Raw genomic sequence first — 22,030 nt, 5'->3', positions numbered from 1 at the left:
GACTGATGTCCCTCATTCGAGCGCTCGGCAAGGACCTGGAGGCGCGCAGCGACGACTCGTTGCGCGCGTTGTTCGCCGCGCGGCCGGACCTCATTTCCCCCTCTGTTCCGGACTTCGCCGCGCTGGCGGCGCGTGCCAGTTCACGGGTCAGCGTCCAGCGTGCGCTGGAGCGCCTCACCCGGCCGCAGATGCAGGTGCTTGAGACCCTCCATCTGTGCACCAACACGGACACCGGGCACAGCGCCTCGGCGGAGGGCCTGCACCAGTTGATCCGGGGTTCATCCCTGGCCGTCATCGAACAGATCATGGACACCCTGCAGGAACTCGCTTTGGCGCATCCTGCGGTCCCCCCGCATGGCGCCCACGCCCAGGCTGCCGGGCACCACTACTACCTCCCTGTCGGCTCCCTCAAGGATGTGGTGGGAATCTATCCCGCCGGGCTGGGCCGCAGCTACACGGAGCTGGTCCGCCTGCAGCCGGCCTTCGCCCAGCGGGTGGTCCAGCTGGTCTCCGAACTGCACCGCGGCGGATTCGCGATCCACGATGCCAGCACGCCCATGGAGGCGGCGCTGGCGCTCCAGCATTGGACCTCCTCCCCCGAGGCACTGCGGGACATCCTCGCCAACGCCCCGGAACGGACGACGGCGTTGCTCGCCAGGTTCCGCAACTGGGCCATGGGTGCCGTCCCCCAGGCGCAACGGAAAGCGTCGGTCACCACGGAGGGTGCCGACGTCGGGCCCGTGGACTGGCTCCTTGCGCGCGGGCTGCTGGTTCCGCTGGATGCCGCCCATGTGGAGTTGCCGCACAGCGTGGGGCTGGCCCTGCGCGGCGGGGCGATCATCGACGACTTCACCCTGTCCCCGCCGGTCCCGGAGCTTGGCCGGACCACCGCGGCGCTGCGCAGGAATGCAGCGCTCAGCGCCATCTCTGAAACCCTGCGGCTGGTCTCCGAACTGCTGCATGCCGTCAGGGAGAACCCGCTGGCCACGCTGCGCAGCGGAGGCGTGGGGATACGCGAGATGCGCCGCCTGTCCGACCAGCTGCGCGTCGACCAGGGCGTGACGGGCCGGCTGCTGGAGCTGTGCGGCCTGGCAGGCCTGATCCGCCTCGACGTCGACTCGTCCTCATGGGTGCAGCCGCCGCAGCTGGAATGGCTGGTGCTGCCGAGGCAGGAACAATGGCTGTGGCTGGTCAACGCCTGGCTGGCCAGCGAGCGCGTGCCATCTATGGTGGGCCAGCCCATGAACACGGCAGCGGCAGCACCATCCCGGGGACCGTCAGGAGCCACCATCCCGGCGTTGTCCGCCGGTGCGCAGCGGCCTGACGCCCCGGTGGTCCGCAAGCGCATCCTGGAGATCCTGCACGAACTCACGCTCGAAGCTGCAGGACCGGACGGCACCGTGCCCGTGCTGGATGCCGCCGCGGTCCTGCAGCGTGCGGAATGGTCCCAGCCGCGGATGGCCCGGCGGTTCAGTTCCCTCATCCGGGGAGTCCTCGCCGAGGCGGAGATGCTGGGCCTGGTGGGCTCAGGTGCGCTGAGCCAACTCGGGAGCGCGTTCGCCGAAGACCAGCCCGATGCTGCCCTTGCCATCCTTGGCGAGCACCTGCCGGCAGCCCTGAACCATGTGCTGTTGCAGGCAGACCTGACCGCCGTTGCCCCCGGCTACCTCGCTCCCGCCCTGACCGAAAAGCTCCTGGTCATGGCGGACGCCGAGGGGCAGGGCCCGGCCACCATCTACCGCTTCTCGGCGACGTCCATCAAACGGGCACTCGATGAGGGCTACGACGCCGCAGGCCTGCTGGCGTTTCTCCGGGAACACTCCGCCACCGCTGTCCCCCAGCCGCTGGAGTACCTGGTGGAGGACACGGCCTCCCGGCACGGCCAGCTCCGGGTGGGCCAGGCCGCAAGCTTTGTCCAGAGCGATGATGAAGCCGCACTCCGCGAGTTGCTGGCGGGGCCCAAAGCGGCGCAGCTCGGCCTGGCCCGCCTTTCCCCCACGGTCCTCACGTCGTCGGCACCGCCCCGCGAACTCGCCGCCGCACTTCGGAGCCTGGGCCTGTCCCCTTCTGTGGACGGCGTCGAACCCGCCGCCCACGTCCGCCGGTCTTCCGTACCGCAGGAAAGCCTGCGTCCCGTCTATACCGCCCCGCGGATGGCGCCCGCGGCGGAGGAGGTTGACGCCCAGCTGGACGTCCTGCGGCGGCCGGGCCCCGCCGTCGGACACCACCCCGGTACCGCCGCCGGCGGCGAGGCAGCAACCCAGCTGGGGCTTGAGGCACTGCAACGGGCCATCCGGCTGAAGCAGCGGATCCACATGAACGTGGTGGACAATCTGGGGAATGCAAGCCTGGAAATTGTTGTTCCGCTTTCTGTGAGCGGGGGCCGGGTCCGCGTGTTCGATCCTGCCAAGGACACCGAGCGGGTCCTGTCCGTCCATCGCATCATCGACATTGAGGCCGCAGAGGAACTGCGCCAGTAAAGGATTCCCCGCGTGACCGACGGACCCCTGATCGTCCAAAGCGATAAAACCATCCTCCTCGAGGTGGACCATGAGCTGGCCACCGAGGCCCGGCACGCCATTGCGCCGTTCGCCGAGCTGGAGCGGGCGCCCGAGCACATGCACAGCTACCGGCTGACCCCGTTGGGGCTGTGGAACGCCCGGGCCGCCGGGCTGGATGCGGAGAAGGTGCTGGATGCGCTGCTGAAGTACTCGCGTTTCCCGGTTCCGCATTCGCTGCTGATCGACGTCGAGGAGACCATGTCCCGGTATGGACGCCTCCGCCTCGAAAAGGACCCGCGCCACGGACTGGTCATGCGGACCGATGACTACCCCGTGCTGGAGGAAGTGATCCGGGCCAAAAAGATCGCACCGCTGCTGGGTCCAAGGATCGATGGCGAGACGGTGGTGGTGCATGCCTCCCAGCGTGGGCAGCTCAAGCAGCTGCTGCTGAAACTCGGCTGGCCGGCGGAGGACCTGGCCGGTTACGTGGACGGCACGCCGCACCTGATCTCCCTCAACGAGGACGGGTGGAAACTGCGGCCCTACCAGCGCCTGGCCAGCGAAAACTTCTGGGCGGGCGGCAGCGGGGTGGTGGTGCTGCCCTGCGGCGCCGGCAAAACCCTGGTGGGGGCCGCGGCCATGGCCACCGGTTCCACCACCACACTGATCCTGGTCACCAACACCGTGGCCGCCCGGCAGTGGAAGGACGAACTGCTCAGGCGCACCTCCCTTACAGAGGAGGAAGTGGGCGAATACTCCGGCGCCCTGAAAGAGGTCCGGCCGGTGACCATCGCCACCTACCAGGTGCTCACCACCAAGCGCGGCGGCATCTACCCCCACCTGGAACTGGTGGACGGCCACGACTGGGGACTCATCATCTACGACGAGGTCCATCTCCTGCCCGCACCGATCTTCAGGATGACGGCCGACCTGCAGGCCCGCCGCCGCCTTGGGCTGACCGCCACCCTGGTCCGGGAGGACGGGCGCGAGGGCGAGGTGTTCAGCCTGATCGGACCCAAGCGGTATGACGCACCCTGGAAGGACATCGAGTCCCAGGGCTACATCGCGCCGGCCGACTGCGTGGAGGTCCGCGTCGACCTGCCAAAGGACGAACGCGTGGCCTACGCCATGGCCGACGACGCGGACAAATACCGGCTGTGCGCCACCTCCGAATCCAAGACACACGTGGTGGAGCAGCTGGTGGCGCTGCACGCCGGCGAGCAGCTGCTGGTGATAGGCCAGTACATTGACCAGCTGGACGATCTGGGCGAGCGGCTGCAGGCACCGGTGATCAAGGGCGATACCTCCGTCAAGGTACGGCAGAAGCTCTTTGACGCGTTCCGCGCCGGGGAGCTGCAGACCCTTGTGGTGTCCAAGGTGGCCAACTTCTCCATCGACCTGCCGGAGGCCTCGGTGGCCATCCAGGTCTCAGGCTCCTTCGGCTCGCGGCAGGAGGAGGCGCAAAGGCTGGGCCGGCTGCTGCGGCCCAAGAAGGACGGCAGGGCGGCCCGCTTCTACTCACTCGTGGCACGGGACACCCTGGACCAGGAGTTCGCTGCCAGGCGCCAACGGTTCCTGGCCGAGCAGGGGTATGCCTACCGGATCATGGACGCCAAGGACGTGCACGCCGCGGACTGACCCGCAGCGTGCACGCCGTTCACGTCACGCCCTCGGAACTGTCGCGCTCCATGGTGCCCGTTCTGGGATCGAACTGCGGGCGTTCGTAGGCCAGTTCCCCGCCGCTGCGGCCGCCGTAGGGACGGCCGTGGTCCGCAAATTCCTCCCGGAAGAAGGCCAGGCACCATTGCCCCATCTGGATCCTTGCCCCGGTCCGCAGGACGGATGGTCCCGTCCGGGAGACGCTGCCGCTGACGGGACCGTTCGGTACCAGGACGTATTCATCCTGCCCGTCGTGCCTGATTTCGGCGTGCAGCTCCGCCAGGCCCTCGAGCCGGACGTCCGCGCCTGCGCCGCTCCCTATCGTTGTAACGTCTGCCGTGAGGGCCACCTCCCGCGGAATCTGCCCGGTCCAGGTGGCGGCGTCCTGGACAAAGATCAGCCGCGGCCGGCCACCGCCCCTGGCGTAGTGGGTGGTGGTGATGCGGCGGGTGATCTTCCGCTGGACAGTGGGCACCAGCGGCAAGGGCGTCGACGGCGGCAGCAGCCGCATTCCTTTGGGCCTCCGCCTGCCCTGGCGGACCAACGGCAGCAGGGAGCCGAGTTTGCCGAGCTTGATGTGGGGGGAACGCGTGACCAGCCGCTGGGAGGCAGGGCTGGCCACGTTGCCCAGGCTGAGGATGTTTCCGCCGGGGCCGGCCACGGTGATGCTCACCCCCTTGCGGGCCAGCAGCTCCGCCAGCGGTTTGATCTCCTCCAGGGAGGGCAGCCCGCCGCCGGTCAACGGCGCCAGGCCTTCCAGGGACACTGTTACCTCGGTGCCGGCGGCCCTGGCGCTGCCCGAGGTGACGGCACCGGACTCGTCCGTGTAGGAGAAGTCCAGATCAACGTCCAGACGGTACTGGGGCATGTCCGTCAGCCGCGGTTCGCGTCCGACCCGGCGGCATCCCTGTCGCTGGTGGTGACGCGCAGGCCGCCGTTGAGCTTCCATGTGGCGCGCGGCGCGTCCGGGCCGATGTCGCGTGGAACTTCAATGGTCATATCGACGAACTGGTAGTTGATCGCAGCACCCTTGCCGGTGAGATAGGACCACATCTCCTCGGCAAGGTCTGCCCAATCCCGGATGCTGCGTTCGTTTACAGCTGCGTTTTCAGAAGCACTCAGGTCAGTCATGATGGTCTATCCCCTTCGATGGGCCAGGAACTATCGGGTTACTACCGTTGTTGGCGCGGGACCACCAGGGACGGGACGAGGCGGCAGCCGGTGATCCGTTGGAACGCTGGTGCCGGGCTTGACCGCCCGGCAAGCATCACTGTATTCCCGGCCGCAGGGCGGGGGAAGATGCGGGGCGCGGAACGTTCTTGCCGTGAATTGGGTTCCCTGGTGCGTAACAGCGGTCTGCGACGCACACTGGAAGCATGAGTCCACGAATCATTCCCGTCGTGCCCGGGCCCGGGCAGGAGTCGGTCTGGGACTATCCCCGGCCGCCGCGGATCGAACCCAGCACGGAACGCATACGCATCGTACTTGGAGGCGAGGTGATCCTTGACACCACCGACTCGCTGCGCGTTCTTGAGACCAGCCATCCACCGGTGTACTACGTCCGGCAGTCAGCATTCGTCTCCGGCGCGCTGGAGCCTGCTGCCGGCAGCAGCTTCTGCGAGTTCAAGGGCGCGGCCAATTACCTGACGGTGCGCGGCGGGGGTAAGGAGGCGGACGGCGCTGCCTGGTCCTACCCCGAGCCGGCGTCCGGGTTTGAGGCGCTCGCCGGGCGGGTGGCCGTCTACGCCGGGAGGATGGATTTCTGCGAAGTTGACGGGGAACGGGTGCAGGCGCAGCCGGGCCGCTTCTATGGTGGCTGGATCACCAGCCGCGTGGTGGGTCCCTTCAAAGGCGAGCCGGGAACAATGGACTGGTAAGCCCAAGCGGGCCTTCATCATGCTCACAACGAATATCCAGACAACTCCCAGAGACTGGGAGCATGATGGGAACATGAACAAGAACGGTCCAGAAGCCAGGCTGCTCGTCGTCGACGATGAACCCAACATCCGCGAGCTCCTCTCCACGTCATTGCGGTTCGCCGGCTTTGAAGTGGTCTCCGCTGCCAACGGGCGCGATGCCCTCGCCGCGGCCGACACGCACGCCCCTGACCTGGCCGTGCTGGACGTCATGCTGCCTGACATGGACGGCTTCACCGTGACCCGCCGGCTCCGTGCCGCCGGGAAGCACTTCCCGGTCCTCTTCCTGACCGCGAAGGACGACACCGAGGACAAGGTCACCGGCCTCACCGTGGGCGGTGACGACTATGTCACCAAGCCCTTCAGCCTCGACGAAGTGGTGGCCCGGATCCGCGCCGTCCTGCGCCGGACGCAGCCCCTGCTGGACGACGATGCGGTGATCCGCGTTGACGACCTCGAACTCGACGACGACGCCCACGAGGTGCGGCGCGGGGGCACTGTCATCGAGCTCTCCCCCACGGAATTCAAGCTGCTGCGCTACCTCATGCTCAATCCCAACCGGGTGCTGTCCAAATCGCAGATCCTGGACCATGTGTGGGAGTACAACTTCAACGGCGACGCGTCCATCGTGGAGTCCTACATTTCCTACCTTCGGCGGAAAGTGGACATCGACCCGGAGGCGCCGGCCCTGATCCAGACCAAGCGCGGCGTGGGCTACGTGCTCCGGACGGCTGAAAAGCGCTGACCTTGCTGAAGCGGTGGAAGTCGGCCTCGCTCAGGTCGCAGCTGGTGGCCATGATCATGGCCCTGCTGATTGTGGCCCTGACGGTGACCGGAGCGGTCACACTGACGCTGCTGCACAGCTATCTACAGGGGCAGGTGGACGACAAGCTGAATGCCGCCGTCGACTCTGCCCGGAAACAGCGCTCGTTCACGCAGCTGCAGGCGCCCAGCTCCATTCCCACCGACTATTCGCTGATGCTCTTCGCCCCGGGTGAGCAGCCGTACACCTTCGGCGGCGATCCGGACGACCACCCGGACATCAGCGCCATCACCGTGGAGCAGGCGCAGGCACGCGGGCTGGTTCCCTTCCAGGTCCGTGGAACGGACGGGGAAAACTGGCGGGTGGTGGCAGTGACCGTCCAGAACGGCCAGACCACCGCCGTGGTGGTCATCGGCCTCCCCCTGGAGAGCGTCGACGATGTCCTCAAGCACGCCACCCTGGTGGTCACCGGGGTGGGCCTGTTGACGCTGCTGCTGGCCTCGCTTATTGCCAGCTGGACCGTGTCGAGGTCCTTCCGGCCGCTGGCCCGTGTGGAGAAGACTGCGGCAGCGATTGCCGCCGGTGACCTCTCCCGCCGTGTGGAGGTGGAGAACCCTGCCACCGAGCTGGGCCGGTTGAGCAGCTCGCTGAACGCCATGCTGGCGCACATCGAGACCGCGTTCGCTGCACGGACCGCCTCAGAGGCACGGATGCGCCGCTTCGCCGCCGACGCGTCCCACGAACTGCGCACTCCCCTGGTCACCATCCGCGGGTTCTCCGAGCTGTACCGCCACGGCGCCCTGGCGACGGACGAAGACGTGGCCACAGCCATGGGTCGGATCGAAAGCGAAGCCAAGCGCATGGGTTCGATGGTTGAGGACCTGCTCCTGCTGGCACGCCTCGACGAACAGCGGCCGCTGCAGCAGAAGCCCGTGGACCTGCAACTGATTGCGCACGACGCCGTGGTTGATACCCAGGCCAGCGACCGGTCCCGGCTGATCACGCTCACCGGGCTCGACGGCGGTCCGGCGGCACCGGCCCCGGTCCTTGGGGATGAGGCCAAGCTGCGCCAGGTGGTGGGCAACCTCGTGGGCAATGCCCTGCGCTATACCCCGGAGGGCAGCCCCATCGAAGTCGCCGTCGGGGTCCGCGGGACGGACGGCGAAGAACGTTCCATCATCGAAGTCCGGGACCATGGGCCGGGTATCTCGGAAGAGGACGCAGCCAAGGTCTTTGAACGCTTTTACCGGGCTGACACGTCCCGGACCAGGGAGACGGGCGGCAGCGGCCTCGGGCTCGCCATCGTGGCGGCCATCGTGGGGTCGCACGGCGGTTCGGTAAGGGTGGAAAAGACCGACGGCGGCGGCGCCACGCTGGTGGTGAGCCTTCCGCGGCGTGAGGATTCCGCCCGCACTGGCGGCGTGGACGGGCAGGAAACCACCGCCCGCAGTGCCGCAGGGGCCAAGGGCAGCGACGGGTCGGTTATCCACATATAGTCCTCCGGCCATGGCTGCCGCCCGGTTCTGCTCCATAGGCTCGTCCCAGCAGCCCGGATCCGCCGGGCGCGGGGGCGCTCCGCCCGCCGTATCGAAAGGCACAGCCATGAGCATTATTTCCGTCGACACCGAATTACTGCAGCTGAAGTCCGCGAACGTCCAGGCCACCGTGGACCGGATCAGCGCGGACGTGCACGCAATGAAGCGTGGCCTCGACGAACTGCAGGGATCATGGCGCGGTGCAGCGGCCACCAACTTCCAGGCGCTCATCACCGAATGGACCATCACCCAGGGCCGGGTGGAGGCGTCGCTGGCGTCCATCAACGCGGCCCTGGCCTCTGCAGCGGCCACGTATGCCCAGGCGGAGCAGGGAAACACGCAGCGGTTCAGCTGACGCCCGTGTGAGCTGAACGGTTCGCCTACGCTTCCGGCGTTCCCTGATGGAACCGTAGCCGCCACCGGCCGCCGTCGAGGACCCACAGCGAGCTGCGCAGCGTGGTGCCTGAGCGGGCGAAACTGCGGTAGGTCAGCAGGACCGCGCTGGTGCCGATGCGGTCAGCGCCCAGGATTTCGATATCGGTCCGTTCACCGGGATCCTCTTCGAGGGCCATCATCATGGCGTCCCGGGTCCAGACCCTTCCCGAGCTGCCAATCTCCATGAAGTCCGGGTGCAGCAGGACAGCTGTCCGGCCGATATCCCCCCGCACCAGTGGGCCCAGCAGCTCACGTTCGAGCTCTTCCACCAGCGCCTCAGGCGGGATGGCGCCGGCCTGTTGCGTTGCCTCGACCATGTCAAGGGCGTCGCTGTCCAGTTCGCTGAACAGGTCAAGTTCATCGAAGGCCGGGAGCGGTTCAGGGGTGGCGCGCGGCCTGCCGGCGCCCGCGGCCGGTGCGCCGCCGCCGGCCCCTGGTACCGGGCGGCCAGGAGCAGCGGTCGGGATGTCCAGGGTGGCGGGCGGGAAGCCAATACCGGAGGGCTGCCCGTCGGCGGCATGTCCGGAGTCGGATGGGGTCGCAGCAGGTTGGTGTGCGGCTGCGTGGTGTGCAGCTGCGTGGTGCGCGCCAGGGTGGTGTCCGCCGGGGAACCCGGGCCCGGACCTGGCTGCCACGCCCTGCTGGTACGCCGTTGCCGCGGCCCTGGCCCGTTCGTCCGCAGCCTCGTTCAGTTCATGGCCGGCGTGGCCCTTGACCCACTCAAATGTGTAAACCCGGCCGGCCAGCTCGCGGTCGAGTTCCTTCAACAGTTCCACGTTCAGGACGGGTTTTCCGTCTGCCTTGCGCCAGCCCTTGCGCTTCCAGCCCGGCATCCATTTGGTAATTGAGTTGATCACGTACTGGCTGTCGCAAAGGATGCGCAGGTCCTCACCGGGCAGGTGGGCGGTGGCGCGCAGGAGGTCAAGGACAGCCATCAGCTCACCCTGGTTGTTGGTCCCGTGCGGCCAGCCCCCGGCCCGCCAGCAATCGTCATTCACATACCAGGCCCAGCCGGCCGGACCGGGATTTCCCAAGGCCGAACCATCAGCCGCTGCAGTAATCGTCACCAAACCATCCTGCCAGAAGCCACCGACATTGGACCGACGCCACAGCATCCCAGCCTGGCCGGGCTGCCGCACCCCTTCGGTGCCCCGGCAGCGGGCTGTGCGAATGGTCGTAAGCGCAACTTTGACGGCCGAAGCGACAGGAGTTGGGAAAACGCTTACCGAAACTTCTTGACGTGAGCATGCCGGGCGCGACACAATCACTTCATCACTCGAGAAAACGGTTTCTGATCTTCGCCGGTCAGCGCATCACGGCGACCCCGGCGCACAAGGAGCCCATCCGGAAGGAACATCAATGACGATTCCAGTCGTAAGCCGGCGCCGCTTCCAGCTGGGCGCGGCCGCGCTGGCACTCTCCATCCTGGCCACCGGCTGCGGGGCCCCCGGCGGTTCAGGCGACAACGGCCAGGTGACCTTGCGGTTCGCCTGGTGGGGCAATGAATACCTGAACGCACAGACAAACAAGGTCATCGCGGCCTTTGAGGCATCGCACCCGAACATCAAGATCAAAGCGGAGCCGGGAGAATGGTCCAGCTACTGGGACAAGCTGGCAACGAAGACCGCCGCCAACGATGCGCCCGACGTCGTCCAGATGGACCAGAAATACATCGCCGAATACGGCGGCCGCGGGGCGCTGATGGACCTGTCCAGGCAAAACGGCATCGATACCTCAAAACTGGACAAGGAAGCGCTTGCGTCGGGCCAGTACGGCGGCGCCCAGTACGGGTTGAGCACAGGCCGGAACGCCTATGTCATCATGGCCAACACGAAAGTGTTCCAGGCAGCGGGAGTGCCCGTGCCGGACGACAAGACCTGGACGTGGAAAGACTTCGTGGACACGGCGGCGAAGATCAGCGCAGCAGGTGACGGGAAGAGTTACGGGGCCGCTTATGGCAGCAACGAAGCCGACCTGATCATCTGGCTGCGCCAGCACGGCGAGAATCTGTACTCAGGGGACGGCAAGCTCGACTTTGAAGCCGCGACTGCAGCGTCCTTCTGGGAACGGATCAAGGAACAGCGCGACTCCAAGGCCAGCCCGGCGGCCACCGTGGCAACCGAGGATGCAGGGGCAGGACTGGAGGAAAGCCTGTTCGGAACAAACCGGGTGGCCATGGCCTGGTGGTGGACCAACCAGCTTGGTTCCCTTGAAGCCACCACCGGCAGCAGCATAAAGATACTGCGGGCCCCCAGCGTCGACGGCGCCTCGGCCGGCAATGGCATGTACTACAAGCCCACCATGTTCTGGTCTGCATCCTCCCGTTCGAAGCATTCCCAGCAGGCCGCGGAGTTCATCAACTACCTCACCAACAGTCCGGAGGCGGGTGCCATCCTGATGACCGACAGGGGCGTCCCCACCAATCCGGACATCGTTTCGGGCATCACCCCGCAGCTTAAGCCGGCTGACACCACCGTGGTTGGATTCCTGAAGGACATAGCCCCGGACATCAAGGACGCACCGCCTGTCCCGCCCGTGGGTGCAGGGAGCGTCCAGAACGTCATCAGGAGGTACACGGATGAAGTGCTGTACGACCGGATGACCCCGCAGGCCGCGGCGGAAGCCTTCAAGAAGGAAGTCCAGGGGATGCTGGATTCGGCCCGGAAGTAACTCCCCTCCCACAGCTCCTTGTCCGGGCGGCCAAGCCGGCACAGGCCGCATCCGTGGCCGGGAACAAAACCTCCGGCACAAAAGTGCGGCCCCCTCGCAAACGAGGGGGCCGCACTTTGCGGTTGGCGGGAGAGGTCCCGGCAGGAGGGCTTAGAAGCCGCCCATGCCTCCCATGCCGCCCATGTCGTCTCCGCCTGCGGGGGCGGCGTTCTTCTCCGGCTTGTCAGCCACCACTGCTTCGGTGGTGAGGAACAGGCCAGCGATGGAAGCCGCGTTCTGCAGGGCAGAGCGGGTTACCTTGACGGGGTCGTTGACGCCGGCAGCCAGCAGGTCGACGTATTCGCCGGTGGCTGCGTTCAGGCCGTGGCCTGCGGGCAGGCCGCGGACCTTGTCCACCACGACGCCCGGCTCGAGGCCGGCGTTGAAGGCGATCTGCTTCAGCGGGGCGTCGATGGCAACGCGGACGATGTTGGCGCCGGTTGCTTCGTCGCCGGAGAGCTGCAGGTTGGCGAATGCCTTGGCACCGGCCTGGATGAGGGCCACGCCGCCACCGGCCACGATGCCTTCTTCAACTGCAGCCTTGGCGTTGCGGACTGCGTCCTCGATGCGGTGCTTGCGCTCCTTGAGCTCAACCTCGGTGGCGGCACCGGCCTTGATGACTGCAACGCCGCCGGCCAGCTTGGCCAGCCGCTCCTGCAGCTTCTCGCGGTCGTAGTCGGAGTCCGAATTCTCAATCTCGGCGCGGATCTGGGAAACGCGGCCGGCGATCTGGTCGGCGTCGCCGGCACCTTCAACGATGGTGGTCTCGTCCTTGGTGACAACAACCTTGCGGGCCTGGCCCAGGAGTTCCAGGCCGGCGTTCTCCAGCTTGAGTCCAACCTCTTCGGAGATGACCTGGCCGCCGGTGAGGACGGCGATGTCGGCCAGCTGGGCCTTGCGGCGGTCGCCGAAGCCCGGAGCCTTGACGGCGACAGACTTGAAGGTGCCACGGATCTTGTTGACGATCAGGGTGGCCAGGGCCTCGCCCTCGATGTCCTCGGCAATGATCAGCAGCGGCTTGTTGGACTGCATGACCTTTTCCAGGACAGCAACCAGTTCCTTGACGTTGGAGATCTTGGAGTTGACGATCAGGATGTACGGATCCTCAAGGACCGTTTCCTGGCGCTCGGCGTCCGTGACGAAGTAGGCGGAGATGTAGCCCTTGTCGAAGCGCATGCCTTCGGTGAGCTCGAGCTCCAGGCCGAAGGTGTTGGACTCCTCGACCGTGATAACGCCTTCCTTGCCCACCTTGTCCAGGGCTTCGGCGATGAGGGCACCGATTTCGTCGTCACCGGCGGAGATGGAGGCGGTGGCCGCGATCTCTTCCTTGGTTTCGATTTCCTTGGCGGAAGCCAGGAGTTCGCGGGTGACAGCCTCGACGGCCTTCTCGATGCCGCGCTTGAGGGACAGCGGGTCGGCGCCGGCGGCAACGTTGCGCAGGCCTTCCTTGACCAGGGCCTGTGCCAGGACGGTGGCCGTGGTGGTGCCGTCGCCGGCAACATCGTCGGTCTTCTTGGCAACTTCCTTGACCAGCTCAGCGCCGATCTTCTCGTAAGGATCGTCCAGCTCGATCTCCTTGGCGATGGAAACACCATCGTTGGTGATCGTGGGGGCGCCCCACTTCTTTTCGAGGACGACGTTGCGTCCACGCGGGCCGAGGGTGACCTTAACGGCGTCGGCGAGGGTGTTCAGGCCACGCTCAAGGCCGCGGCGTGCCTCTTCATCAAATGCAATGATCTTGGCCATAACGGCAGTAGTCCTTTCGGGACAGTCGTTAAGAATGAACCTTCGCTGCAGTGCCCGCGACGGACGATCCTTTGACGGCGGCCTCTGTATGCCTCCGGGAGGGGATCTCACTGAAGTGAGGTGTTTCTTTCGCTCCTCGTCCGGTGCCCCGCGCCGCCGGCCGGAACCAGGCTTTGCTTTAGCAGTCGGTACGTCAGAGTGCTAACTCAATAATTAGCACTCCCCAGGTGAGAGTGCAAGCGAAAAGACGCCGGACGGGCGGGTAGGGGCAGCGGCTTCGCCCAGGGCGATCAGCTTGAATGTCCGGCCGTCTCCCGGCCGGTGGGGGTGGGGTTGTTCTCCGGGCCGTAGGTGAATACGGAGAAAACGGCGGTGGTGATATCCCCGTTGGCGTCGAAGGCAACCGGTCCTGACTCGCCGTCGTAATTGATGTCCGGATTGGCAGCAAGGCCGCCCAAGCACTCCTTGTACGTCAGGCACGGGGCGGGCGGGGCTGTTGCCCCCGGGGCAGGCGTCCCCGCGGAGGGCGTCCCGTCGGACGTGGTCCTGCCCGATGCGGCGCCACCCGAAACCGGAACCAGGTTGGCGGCGATGGAGCGTCCGGCATCGTCCTGGGCCCTTGCCGCCGCCAGGGCCGCCAGGGTCACGGCGTCGTAGGTTTCAGCAGCATACGAGACGTCCTTCAGGGAAGGATCAACGGCCAGGAGCTTTCCCTGGAAGGCGGCGGTGGGCAGTTGGCCCGGGACGACGGCGCGGGCGCCGTCCAGGGCCCGGGAGGGGAGCCCTGATCCGTAGCGGGCAAAGGCGCCATCGCTGAGGAGAATTTTTGAACCCCTGAGGCCGGAGTTGTTCAGCTCGGCCAACGCGCCCTGCGCCCCTTCCCGGGCAACCAGGACCACGGCGTCCGGGCTGGCCTTGGCTGCGGAGCGTGCGGCTTCGGCGGCGGCGCCGGGCTTGAAGGCGGCTCCGGGCAGGACCGTCAGGCCGGACTGTTGCGCGGCTTTCGTGACGGCAGCCGACAGGTCCTTGCCGTAGGCACCTTCCTGGTACACCACGGTGATGCTGGCGGCCCCGGCGTCCTTGGCGAGTTTGGCCAGCACAGGACCTTGCGCGACGTCGGCCGCGGCCGTGCGGAAGTAGTAGCCTCCGCTGGCGATCCCGGAGAGGGCGGCAGCGGTGTTGGCCGGCGAGATGAGGGGTATGCGTGCGTGGGACAGGATGTCCACGGCGGCGGCCGCGTGGCTGGAATCGGTGGGTCCAATGACCACGTCCGCCTTGGCGGCCACCAGGTCCTTGGCCTGGCCTGCGGCTTCCTGGTCCGGATGCGCCGGCAGCAGCTCCACCGGCCGGCCTTTGTGTCCGCCGGCGGCGTTGATTTCCTGGATGGCCAGCTTGGCGGCCGCCAGCTGGGGCGCATTAAGGAAGGCATTGCCGCCGGTGTTGTCCAGGATCAGGCCCACCCGGAGGACGCCATCGCCGGAGGCTTCGACCGGGTCCACCCTGGCGTTGCCGCCGGCGCCCGAACATGCTGTGACCGCGAGGACTGCCCCCAGGGAAACGGCCAGCGCCGCTCGGCCGCGGACCGGGAAACGGTAAAACGGCATCACTGGGCGGGCCGGACGTTTTCTGCCTGGGGACCTTTTTCGCCCTCCCCGACTTCCAGCCGCACCCTCTGCCCCTCATCCAGTGCGCGGTAGCCCTCCCCCTGGATCGCGGACCAGTGGACAAAAACGTCATCACCGGAGCCGTCAACGGTGATGAAGCCATAGCCCTTTTCAGCGTTGAACCATTTGACGGTTCCCAGTGCCATGATGAACAACTCTTTCCGTTGGGGTTATGCAGCCGTGGGCGGAGCGGGTGCGGCTAGCGGTATCCGGGGCCAAGCACCACCACGAGCGGCACCTGGAATTCGGTGCTGTTCACCACGGTGGGGATGTTGAGCAGCCCGGCAAGCGCCTGTGCGTTTGCCAATTGCTGGGGGCCGGAGTAGAAGATCACGGAGGATTTTTGCGGGGCGCCGGACCAGTTGCCTACCTGGCCGAGGCGCCATCCGTCCGCCTGGACGGTTCCGGCCACCCGGCTGGCCAGCCCTGCCGTGCCTGCCGCGTTGTAAACCGCCACTGCCTGCGTCCTGTCGACGGCTGCCTCCCGGGTGGCGGAAGGTGTGGCCTGGGGCTCCGGGTCACTGCTTTGGGTTGGTTCAGACGAAGCAGACGGAGACGGCGAAGCAGGAGGCGCGGATGCCTGCGTGGCCGATGGGGTGGTTCCGGTTCCGGCCAGCGGAGCTGACTCCACGCTCGCCGATGCCTGGCTCGCGGTGGCGCTGAATCCCATCTTGGGAAGGATCAGGAAGGACACCAGCCCTATGGCAAGGGCCGCCATCCCCACTACCAGGATGGGCCACAGCCGCACCCGGGACGGGGCCGAGGCCGTCCGGTGGACACCTTGTCGCGACGCGGCCTCCGGGACCTTGTCGAATTCATCGCGGGCGTATCTGGTCATGGTGGAAGGACATCCTTGTTGATTGCGGCTGTTGTCCCGGCCTGGGGGTTGTTAAGCGTCGGATCCCAGGCGCCGGGCAGTGCGCGCACGGTGGCGCGACGTACGTAGTCTACGCAATCTCTTCACCAGCATGGGATCGTGTGCCAGCGCATCCTCGCGGTCGATCAGTGCGTTCAGGAGCTGGTAGTAATGGGTCGCGGAGAGGTCAAAGAGGTCGCGGATGGCCTGCTCCTTGGCCCCTGCGTACTTCCACCATTGCCGTTCCAGGGCCAGCATCTGCTGTTCGCGCTCGGAGAGGGAGGACTCACGGAGGGTGAAATCCGCCAAAAGGGACTTCCGTGGATCCTGCTCCGGCAGGTGTTCCCGGGCCGGTTCCGCCACGGCACACTCCTTCGCTGGTTACGGTAAATGTCTTACCCCCATGCTACCGGTCGAATAACACCGGTGTCATTCGCGCCCCGCGCCTGCACCGGCCCGGTGCCGCGGGCGGGCGTCCCCCGATGGCCTGCAAGAATGGAACGATGTTTGAATCGGATGCGCTGTTCGAGCTGCAGCAGGACCCGGCGGACGGCACCCGCTTCGCTGACCTGGCTGACCTGCCCCTGGCGGAGCTCATGGCGCCGGACTGGGCCGCGGCCCTGCAGGGAGTGGAGGGCAAGCTCCGGTCGGTCCTGGCCTTCCTGGCTGCCGAAGAGGCGGCCGGGCACCAACTCCTGCCGCCGCCGTCGAACGTCCTGCGCGCCTTCCGCCAGCCGCTCGCCGACGTCAAGGTCCTCATCGTGGGCCAGGACCCCTACCCCACCCCGGGGCACGCAGTCGGGCTGTCGTTTTCCGTCGATGCCCGCACGCGCCCCCTCCCCCGCAGCCTGGTGAACATCTACCGCGAACTCGAATCGGACCTCGGCATTCCGCCGCGCGTCCATGGCGACCTGTCGGCATGGACGGAGCAGGGCGTGCTGCTCCTGAACCGGGTACTCACGGTCAGGGCAGGATCTGCTGGGTCCCACCGGGGCAAAGGCTGGGAGGACATTACGACGGCGGCCGTCACCGCCCTGGCATGCCGCCGGGCCGCGGATGGGTCCAGGATGCCTTTGGTGGCGGTGTTGTGGGGCAAGGGGGCGGAGGGCCTCCAGCCGCTGCTGGCAGGCGCCCCCGCCGTCATCAGCCCGCACCCCAGCCCGCTGTCCGCCTCCCGCGGGTTCTTTGGCTCCAGGCCATTCAGCCGGGTGAACCAACTGTTGCGCGAACAGGGTGCAACGGCCGTAACCTGGGAACTCCCGCCGTCGCCCTAGCTTAGGCTTGCCTTATGAGCACCGTCCCCGCCGCCACCAGCGCCACGAAGAAGAGCCGCCCCCAGGTCACCCTGACCGTGCTGCGCAAGGAACAGCTGTCCCCGCACATGGTCCGGATCGTGGCCGGCGGGGAGGGCTTCAGCGACTTCGCCAACAACGGCTTCGTGGACCGGTACGTGAAGATCGTTTTCCCGCAGCCCGGGGTTGACTACCCCTCCCCGCTGGACCTGTGGGCCGTCCGGGAAACCATGCCGCGCGAGCAGTGGCCGTTCACCCGCACCTATACGCTGCGCTGGGTAGATCCGGAGGCGAGCGAACTCGCCATCGACTTCGTGGTCCACGGCGACGAGGGCCTGGCGGGTCCATGGGCGGCAGGGGCACAGCCGGGCGAGACACTGACCTTCACCGGACCCGGCGGCGCCTACAACCCCAACCCCGAGGCCGACTGGTACCTGTTCGCCGGTGATGAGGCAGCGCTTCCTGCCATCGCCGCATGCATCGAGGCCCTGCCCGCGGAGGCAACCGGGCTTGCCTTCCTGGAGGTAGGTTCCGAGGCCGACATCCAGTCCGTTTCCGCCCCTGCCGGGCTGGAGATTACCTGGCTGGCCCGCAACGGCACACCGGCAGGTGCCAGCGACCTGCTGGTCAGGGCGGTGGCGGAGGCCGAATGGCCCACCGGCACCGTGGATGTGTTTGCACATGGCGAACGCGGCTATATGAAGGCCCTCCGCGAAATCTTCTTCAAGCAGCGCGGCCTGGACCGCCGGCAGGTGTCCCTCTCCGGTTACTGGGCGCAGGGCCGCGTGGAGGACGTGTTCCAGGCCGAGAAAAAGCTCCCGGTCGGCCAGATCTAGCGGCGGCGCGCCCGGCGCCGCTCGTTGCTTGCCAGGCTGCGGGTCAGGGGCCGGGCCAGCACGTCGCCCAGGACGATCCCGCCGGCCGTTCCCAGCACGATGGCACCGGCGCTGAGCATTCCTCCGGCGCCGGCCAGGATCTCGGACTCCTCCACGGTGAGGACGTACATGGACCGGAATATCGTGAGGCCGGGCAGCAGGATCAGGGCTGCGGGAACTGCCACCACCAGCTGCGGCGCACCCATCCGCAGCGCCACCACCCGTGCCAGCAGGCCAATGACGACGGCGGCCATGGCAGGGGCGAAACGGTCCCCGATGCCCAGCAGGCCGCAGCCCAGCAGCACCAGGTAGCCCGCCACGCCTACGGCTGCGGTTGGCAGCAGGAGCTTCCAGGTGGTCTGTTCCGTAATGCCGATGGCCATCACGGCGGCGGCTACGAAGATGATGAGGACCCACAGATCGTAGGCGGGCGGGAAGGTCTGGGTGACGTCGATGCGCTGCAGCCCGGTCAGCTCCCCCACCACGAAGGCAACAGCGATCCCTGCCACGATGGCGCCGAACGTCAGCAGCGTGGACAGGAACCGTCCGGCCGCCGTCACCGGGAAGCCGTTGATGGCATCCTGCACGGAGGACACCAGGCGCCCGGTGGGAAGGAGCAGCAGGATGCCGCCCACCACCACGATGGACGGCGATGCGGTGAGCCCGAACTGCCAGAGCAGCAGCGCCAGCATGGTGACCACGAAAGAGCAGCTGGCGGTGATGAAGAAGTCCGGTACGCGCCAGCGTCCCAGCTGCCGGGCCAGCAGGCTGATGCCGATATTGGCCACGAACGCAACTGCCGAGGACACCGGACCGCCGCCCAGCACGCCAACGAACACGGCGGCGAAGATGCCGAAGGCGGCCGTGACCATCCAGCGCGGATAGGGTTTCGGGCTGGTGATGGCCTCGTTCAGCCGGCGGATCGCCTCATCCCGGCCCACGCCGCCGGCCACGATGTCCGTGACCAGTTGGTGCACCTTGGCCAGGCCCGCATAGTTGTTGGTCCAGGAGCGCACCACGCGCAGCAGGGCGATCGGCGTCTGGTCCTTGGGTGCGTAGTTGATACCCACGGACTGGTTGGTGATGTCCACCTCGATGTTCTTCAGCCCCAGGGCCGCGGTGACGGCAATGATGCTGGTTTCCACTTCCAGGGCGCCGGCGCCATACCGGAACATGGTCTCGGCCAGGTGCAGGGCGAAATCCAGGGTCTTCCGGGCGGAGGTGTCCACGCCACCCACCTGGATGGTGGGGTTGGCGTAGGGACTCCCCGCCAGCCGGTCCACGATGCTCAACGGGGCGGTTGGTGGATTCTCGCCCTGCACCAGGCGGCGCAGCATCCTCTTGGCGGCAGCGTCCTGCCGAAGCTGCGCAGGGGTCAGCGGTTCAGTCTTGGGCAGGCCGTCAGTCTTTGGCCTGTGCCCTGGCCGTTCGTGCCGTTCGGTCATGCCCGCTTCCTCCCTGTACGCGGTTTATGGACGGTCAGGCTGCACGCTTCAGCGGCAACTTGCCCAGCAGCGTGCGGGCGGCGGCCGCAGCGGACCTGGCGAGCCTGTTGGCATGGAAGACGGCGGGCCGCACCGGCACGACGAAGTCTCCCACCAGCTGGACCACTTCGCCGCCAAAGCCCTTCTTGAATTCGTAGCCGCCGTGGCCTTCCTCGTCCTGGCCGGAGATGCCGAAGGTGCCGTAGAAGTTGTACCGCGGGTATCCCTTCTCGAGGGCATGCAGCATCATTCCCCAGTACAGGGAGGTTGCGCCGTTGAAGTAGATGTAGTCCTGGACGGTGCCGCCGATGACGCACACCACCTCATCGCCGTAGCAAACGAAGTGGATGGCTGCCACGGTGGCCGTCCCCACGGAGTCGGGGAACCTTTCGATGTCCTTCAGGCTCCGCTCGTAGCTGTCCACCAGGTCCTGTACCACTTTGAGCCGGTTGGCCTTCTTTTTGCTGCCGGTCTCCTCCACCTCACGGCGGAGATCTGCTGCGGTGGCTGACTCCGTTTCCAGGCGCTCAGTGATGGATTTCCGGTAGGCCGGGATGTCGATCTTCGCCATCATCAGCTTGGTGAATTCCGGGGTGGTGGTCCGGAGCAGGTGTTCGTAGTAGGCGCGTTCGCGGTAGACGAATCCTTTTTCGTCACCGGCCCGGCTCAGGGCCCCGTAGAAGTCGTCCAGGGTGTCCAGGGTGGCCTGTTCCAGGAAGACGCCGTTCTTTTCCGCTTTGCGGATGGCTTTGCGCGTCCGGTAGCTGGTGCTCATGATCAGTTCTTCGGCGTCCTGGATGCCCACCAGGTTCTTGATGAACATCCAGTTGACGTTGACGAAGTTCATGTCCAGGCCCTGGTGCTTGAACCCCAGCCGTTCCAGGTCGGCCACCAGGGGCCGGTTGTCCTCGACGTCGGGGTGCTCGGCGCCGTCGGCGTCCCGGGCGATGTACCTGACGTTCGGCGAGATCCGCAGTTCAGCGGCTTTGCGGCCTGCCGCGTGCTTGCGGAGAAGCTCGACGACGGCGCCCACCAGGTTCCGGTCCGTGTAGTCCATAAGGGGGCCCTTGGCGCATTCACAGACGGTGTAGCCGAGGCGGTTTGTGGTGTAGTTGAGCTTTCCTGCCGCCACGAGTTCCCCATTGCGCCGGACTCCGAAGAGTTCCACCTGCTGGCCGCGTGCTCGCTGGAAACGGGCAAAATCAATGGACTGCAGGAAACTGTTCTGCGGGTGCTTCAGGGCGAAGGCCTCAAAGTCGGCGTCGCTGAGGTTGGCGTATTCAAGCCCGGTAGCGGCGGAAACTGGATTCAAGGGGTGACCTTCTTCTGGACTCTTCGCGGCCTGGTGGGCGCGCGATGGGCGGGCGGTGTTCGGGGCGGCCGGCACGCGGGCGTGCTGGTCCGGCGGGGGTCGCGGGAGCTTTGCGGGTCTGGCGGCTGCAGGTCAGTAGAACTGCTGGCCGGTCCGTGCGGTTTCAATCCGGCGGAAGATCTTTTCGCCGCCTTTGACCCAAAGCCGGTGCCGCAGCGGGGACAGGACGTAGTCGTGGCAGCCCACGAAGTCGGTCACTGTCTTGGTGAAGCTGGTCTTGAACATGCCCATTCCGTAAAGGTTGTGGGTCTTGTCCTTGATGCGCGCAGCTGGAGGCGTGCCGCAGAAGTCGTACTCGGTGCAGCCGAGTTCCTGCATCCGGCGGATGGCCGCCCATTGGACCAGGTGCGAGTCACCGTACTGTTTGCGGTTCTGGGTGGAACCGCCGTCCTTGTAGGTTGCCTTGGCACCGTAGTTGATGACGAATGCGCCCACGCTGGGCTTTCCGTCCTCGTAGGTGAAGAAGAAGTTGCCCTGGCCGCGGTTGCTGAACTCATCCCAGAACTGTGCGTAGTAATCGTAGCTCCGCAGGGGCATGGATCCCTTGGCGCTGACGGTGTTGACCATCAGGTCGTACAGGGCGCGGTAGGTTTCAGGTCCGGGTTCCTGCCGGACCACCTGGCAGCCTTCGCGTTCGGCACGCCGGATGGCATTGCGGGCGCGCGAGGAGATGGCTTTGAATACTGCCTCTTCGGAGCCGGAGATATCCAGCAGGGCGGTGGAGTCGTTGGACTGGATATTGGGCGCTTTCACCAGGTTGGCCGCGCGCAGTTCCTTCTGCACCTCGTCGGAGTCGATAATGTCCGGTTCCACTTTGATGTTGAAGACATTCAGCTTCCTGCCGCGGACAAACGCGGCAACGGATTCAAGGACGGGGCCGAGGTCCGCTGCATCGGCCAGGTCGGGGCCCTTGATCAGGTACCACAACCGTCCCAGGACGGGGAAGCTCTTCTCCAGCACCAGGTTGTAGCTGGAGTTTCCGGGGCTTTCCAGCACCAGGAACCGGACTTTCCAGCCGCTTCCGTTCTTGACCGATGCATAGGCGGCGGACTGCAGCATATTGCCGCCGTTCGGATTGGCCGTGACGTGCTTGTCCCAGTTTTCAATTTCCTCGGCGGTGGCAAAACGTGCGGTGAATTGTCGCAAGGGGGCCTTGTCCAATCGGGTCTGTGCGCGGTTTCGGTAGTTCTGGGTGCGTGCGGACATGCAGCCTCAAGTCTAAA

Annotated in this window: 20 protein-coding genes; 9 read left to right on the top strand and 11 right to left on the bottom strand. The window is 66.5% G+C overall.

The genetic code is table 11. From position 1 onward, the window contains the following. Positions 1-5: 5 nt before the first annotated feature. Both LDO86_RS03960 and LDO86_RS03955 read left to right on the top strand, forming a co-directional pair. Positions 6-2,480, top strand: coding sequence for a helicase-associated domain-containing protein (locus LDO86_RS03960; protein WP_134165645.1), 2,475 nt, complete (start codon positions 6-8; stop codon positions 2,478-2,480). Between the two features lie 12 nt (positions 2,481-2,492). Further along, positions 2,493-4,139, top strand: a complete 1,647-nt coding sequence (locus LDO86_RS03955) for a DNA repair helicase XPB (protein ID WP_018769544.1) — start codon at positions 2,493-2,495, stop codon at positions 4,137-4,139. 19 nt (positions 4,140-4,158) lie between these two features. On the opposite strand, the gene LDO86_RS03950 is transcribed toward LDO86_RS03955, so the two are convergent. Continuing rightward, the gene (locus LDO86_RS03950) at positions 4,159-5,028 is read right to left on the bottom strand and encodes an FHA domain-containing protein (protein WP_224084287.1); all 870 of its coding nucleotides are present in this window, start codon (positions 5,026-5,028) and stop codon (positions 4,159-4,161) included. Positions 5,029-5,033: 5 nt separating this feature from the next. Then, entirely contained in the window at positions 5,034-5,291 is a 258-nt protein-coding gene (locus tag LDO86_RS03945) for a hypothetical protein (protein ID WP_018769542.1), read from the bottom strand. Between the two features lie 245 nt (positions 5,292-5,536). Here LDO86_RS03945 and LDO86_RS03940 point away from each other — a divergent pair, with 245 nt between their 5' ends. The 4 genes from LDO86_RS03940 (at position 5,537) to LDO86_RS03925 (ending at position 8,729) form a co-directional block, all read left to right on the top strand. After that, on the top strand, positions 5,537-6,037 hold the full coding sequence (locus LDO86_RS03940; RefSeq protein ID WP_026265813.1) for a DUF427 domain-containing protein: 501 nt from the start codon (positions 5,537-5,539) through the stop codon (positions 6,035-6,037). A 73-nt stretch (positions 6,038-6,110) separates the two neighbouring features. Then, complete coding sequence (locus LDO86_RS03935; RefSeq protein WP_018769540.1) at positions 6,111-6,821, top strand: response regulator transcription factor; 711 nt, start codon at positions 6,111-6,113, stop codon at positions 6,819-6,821. A gap of 2 nt (positions 6,822-6,823) precedes the next feature. Then, positions 6,824-8,335, top strand: coding sequence for a HAMP domain-containing sensor histidine kinase (locus tag LDO86_RS03930; RefSeq protein ID WP_018769539.1), 1,512 nt, complete (start codon positions 6,824-6,826; stop codon positions 8,333-8,335). A 106-nt stretch (positions 8,336-8,441) separates the two neighbouring features. Next, positions 8,442-8,729 carry a WXG100 family type VII secretion target gene (locus LDO86_RS03925; protein ID WP_018769538.1) on the top strand — a complete coding sequence of 96 codons (288 nt, stop codon included), beginning with the start codon at positions 8,442-8,444 and terminating at the stop codon, positions 8,727-8,729. Positions 8,730-8,754: 25 nt separating this feature from the next. On the opposite strand, the gene LDO86_RS03920 is transcribed toward LDO86_RS03925, so the two are convergent. Beyond that, positions 8,755-9,876: a ribonuclease HI family protein gene (locus LDO86_RS03920; protein ID WP_018769537.1), complete on the bottom strand. Its 1,122-nt coding sequence runs from the start codon at positions 9,874-9,876 to the stop codon at positions 8,755-8,757. Positions 9,877-10,168: 292 nt separating this feature from the next. Between LDO86_RS03920 and LDO86_RS03915 the strand changes: the two genes are divergently transcribed. Beyond that, entirely contained in the window at positions 10,169-11,479 is a 1,311-nt protein-coding gene (locus tag LDO86_RS03915) for an extracellular solute-binding protein (protein WP_018769536.1), read from the top strand. A 150-nt stretch (positions 11,480-11,629) separates the two neighbouring features. Here the strand turns inward: LDO86_RS03915 and groL are convergent, their stop codons facing one another. The 5 genes from groL to LDO86_RS03890 form a co-directional block, all read right to left on the bottom strand. Continuing rightward, the gene (gene groL, locus LDO86_RS03910) at positions 11,630-13,264 is read right to left on the bottom strand and encodes a chaperonin GroEL (protein ID WP_018769535.1); all 1,635 of its coding nucleotides are present in this window, start codon (positions 13,262-13,264) and stop codon (positions 11,630-11,632) included. 290 nt (positions 13,265-13,554) lie between these two features. After that, complete coding sequence (locus tag LDO86_RS03905) at positions 13,555-14,868, bottom strand: ABC transporter substrate-binding protein (RefSeq protein ID WP_224084465.1); 1,314 nt, start codon at positions 14,866-14,868, stop codon at positions 13,555-13,557. Next, positions 14,868-15,074, bottom strand: a complete 207-nt coding sequence (locus LDO86_RS03900) for a cold-shock protein (RefSeq protein WP_155845569.1) — start codon at positions 15,072-15,074, stop codon at positions 14,868-14,870. Before LDO86_RS03900 ends, LDO86_RS03905 begins: the two co-directional genes overlap by 1 nt. A 53-nt stretch (positions 15,075-15,127) precedes the next feature. Further along, positions 15,128-15,766, bottom strand: a complete 639-nt coding sequence (locus LDO86_RS03895) for a LytR C-terminal domain-containing protein (protein ID WP_018769532.1) — start codon at positions 15,764-15,766, stop codon at positions 15,128-15,130. A gap of 51 nt (positions 15,767-15,817) precedes the next feature. Continuing rightward, complete coding sequence (locus LDO86_RS03890; RefSeq protein WP_018769531.1) at positions 15,818-16,147, bottom strand: DUF3263 domain-containing protein; 330 nt, start codon at positions 16,145-16,147, stop codon at positions 15,818-15,820. Between the two features lie 140 nt (positions 16,148-16,287). On the opposite strand from LDO86_RS03890, the gene LDO86_RS03885 reads away from it, so the two are divergent. Together LDO86_RS03885 and LDO86_RS03880 are read left to right on the top strand one after the other, a co-directional pair. Beyond that, positions 16,288-17,058, top strand: a complete 771-nt coding sequence (locus tag LDO86_RS03885) for a uracil-DNA glycosylase (protein ID WP_018769530.1) — start codon at positions 16,288-16,290, stop codon at positions 17,056-17,058. A gap of 14 nt (positions 17,059-17,072) precedes the next feature. Further along, positions 17,073-17,912: a siderophore-interacting protein gene (locus LDO86_RS03880; RefSeq protein ID WP_018769529.1), complete on the top strand. Its 840-nt coding sequence runs from the start codon at positions 17,073-17,075 to the stop codon at positions 17,910-17,912. Here LDO86_RS03880 and LDO86_RS03875 read toward each other — a convergent pair. From LDO86_RS03875 to LDO86_RS03865, 3 genes are all read right to left on the bottom strand, one after another. Next, positions 17,909-19,396, bottom strand: coding sequence for a threonine/serine exporter family protein (locus LDO86_RS03875; protein WP_018769528.1), 1,488 nt, complete (start codon positions 19,394-19,396; stop codon positions 17,909-17,911). The two genes, LDO86_RS03880 and LDO86_RS03875, sit on opposite strands and share 4 nt — an antisense overlap. Before the next feature lie 34 nt (positions 19,397-19,430). After that, positions 19,431-20,747 (bottom strand): peptidoglycan bridge formation glycyltransferase FemA/FemB family protein, encoded by a 1,317-nt coding sequence (locus LDO86_RS03870; RefSeq protein ID WP_018769527.1) that lies wholly within the window; start codon positions 20,745-20,747, stop codon positions 19,431-19,433. Between the two features lie 132 nt (positions 20,748-20,879). After that, positions 20,880-22,013, bottom strand: a complete 1,134-nt coding sequence (locus LDO86_RS03865; RefSeq protein WP_018769526.1) for a peptidoglycan bridge formation glycyltransferase FemA/FemB family protein — start codon at positions 22,011-22,013, stop codon at positions 20,880-20,882. Between the last annotated feature and the right edge of the window lie 17 nt (positions 22,014-22,030).

The organism is Arthrobacter sp. StoSoilB19, assembly GCF_019977275.1.
Taxonomy (GTDB): Bacteria; Actinomycetota; Actinomycetes; order Actinomycetales; family Micrococcaceae; genus Arthrobacter.
This window is presented reverse-complemented; position numbering and strand designations above follow the sequence as displayed.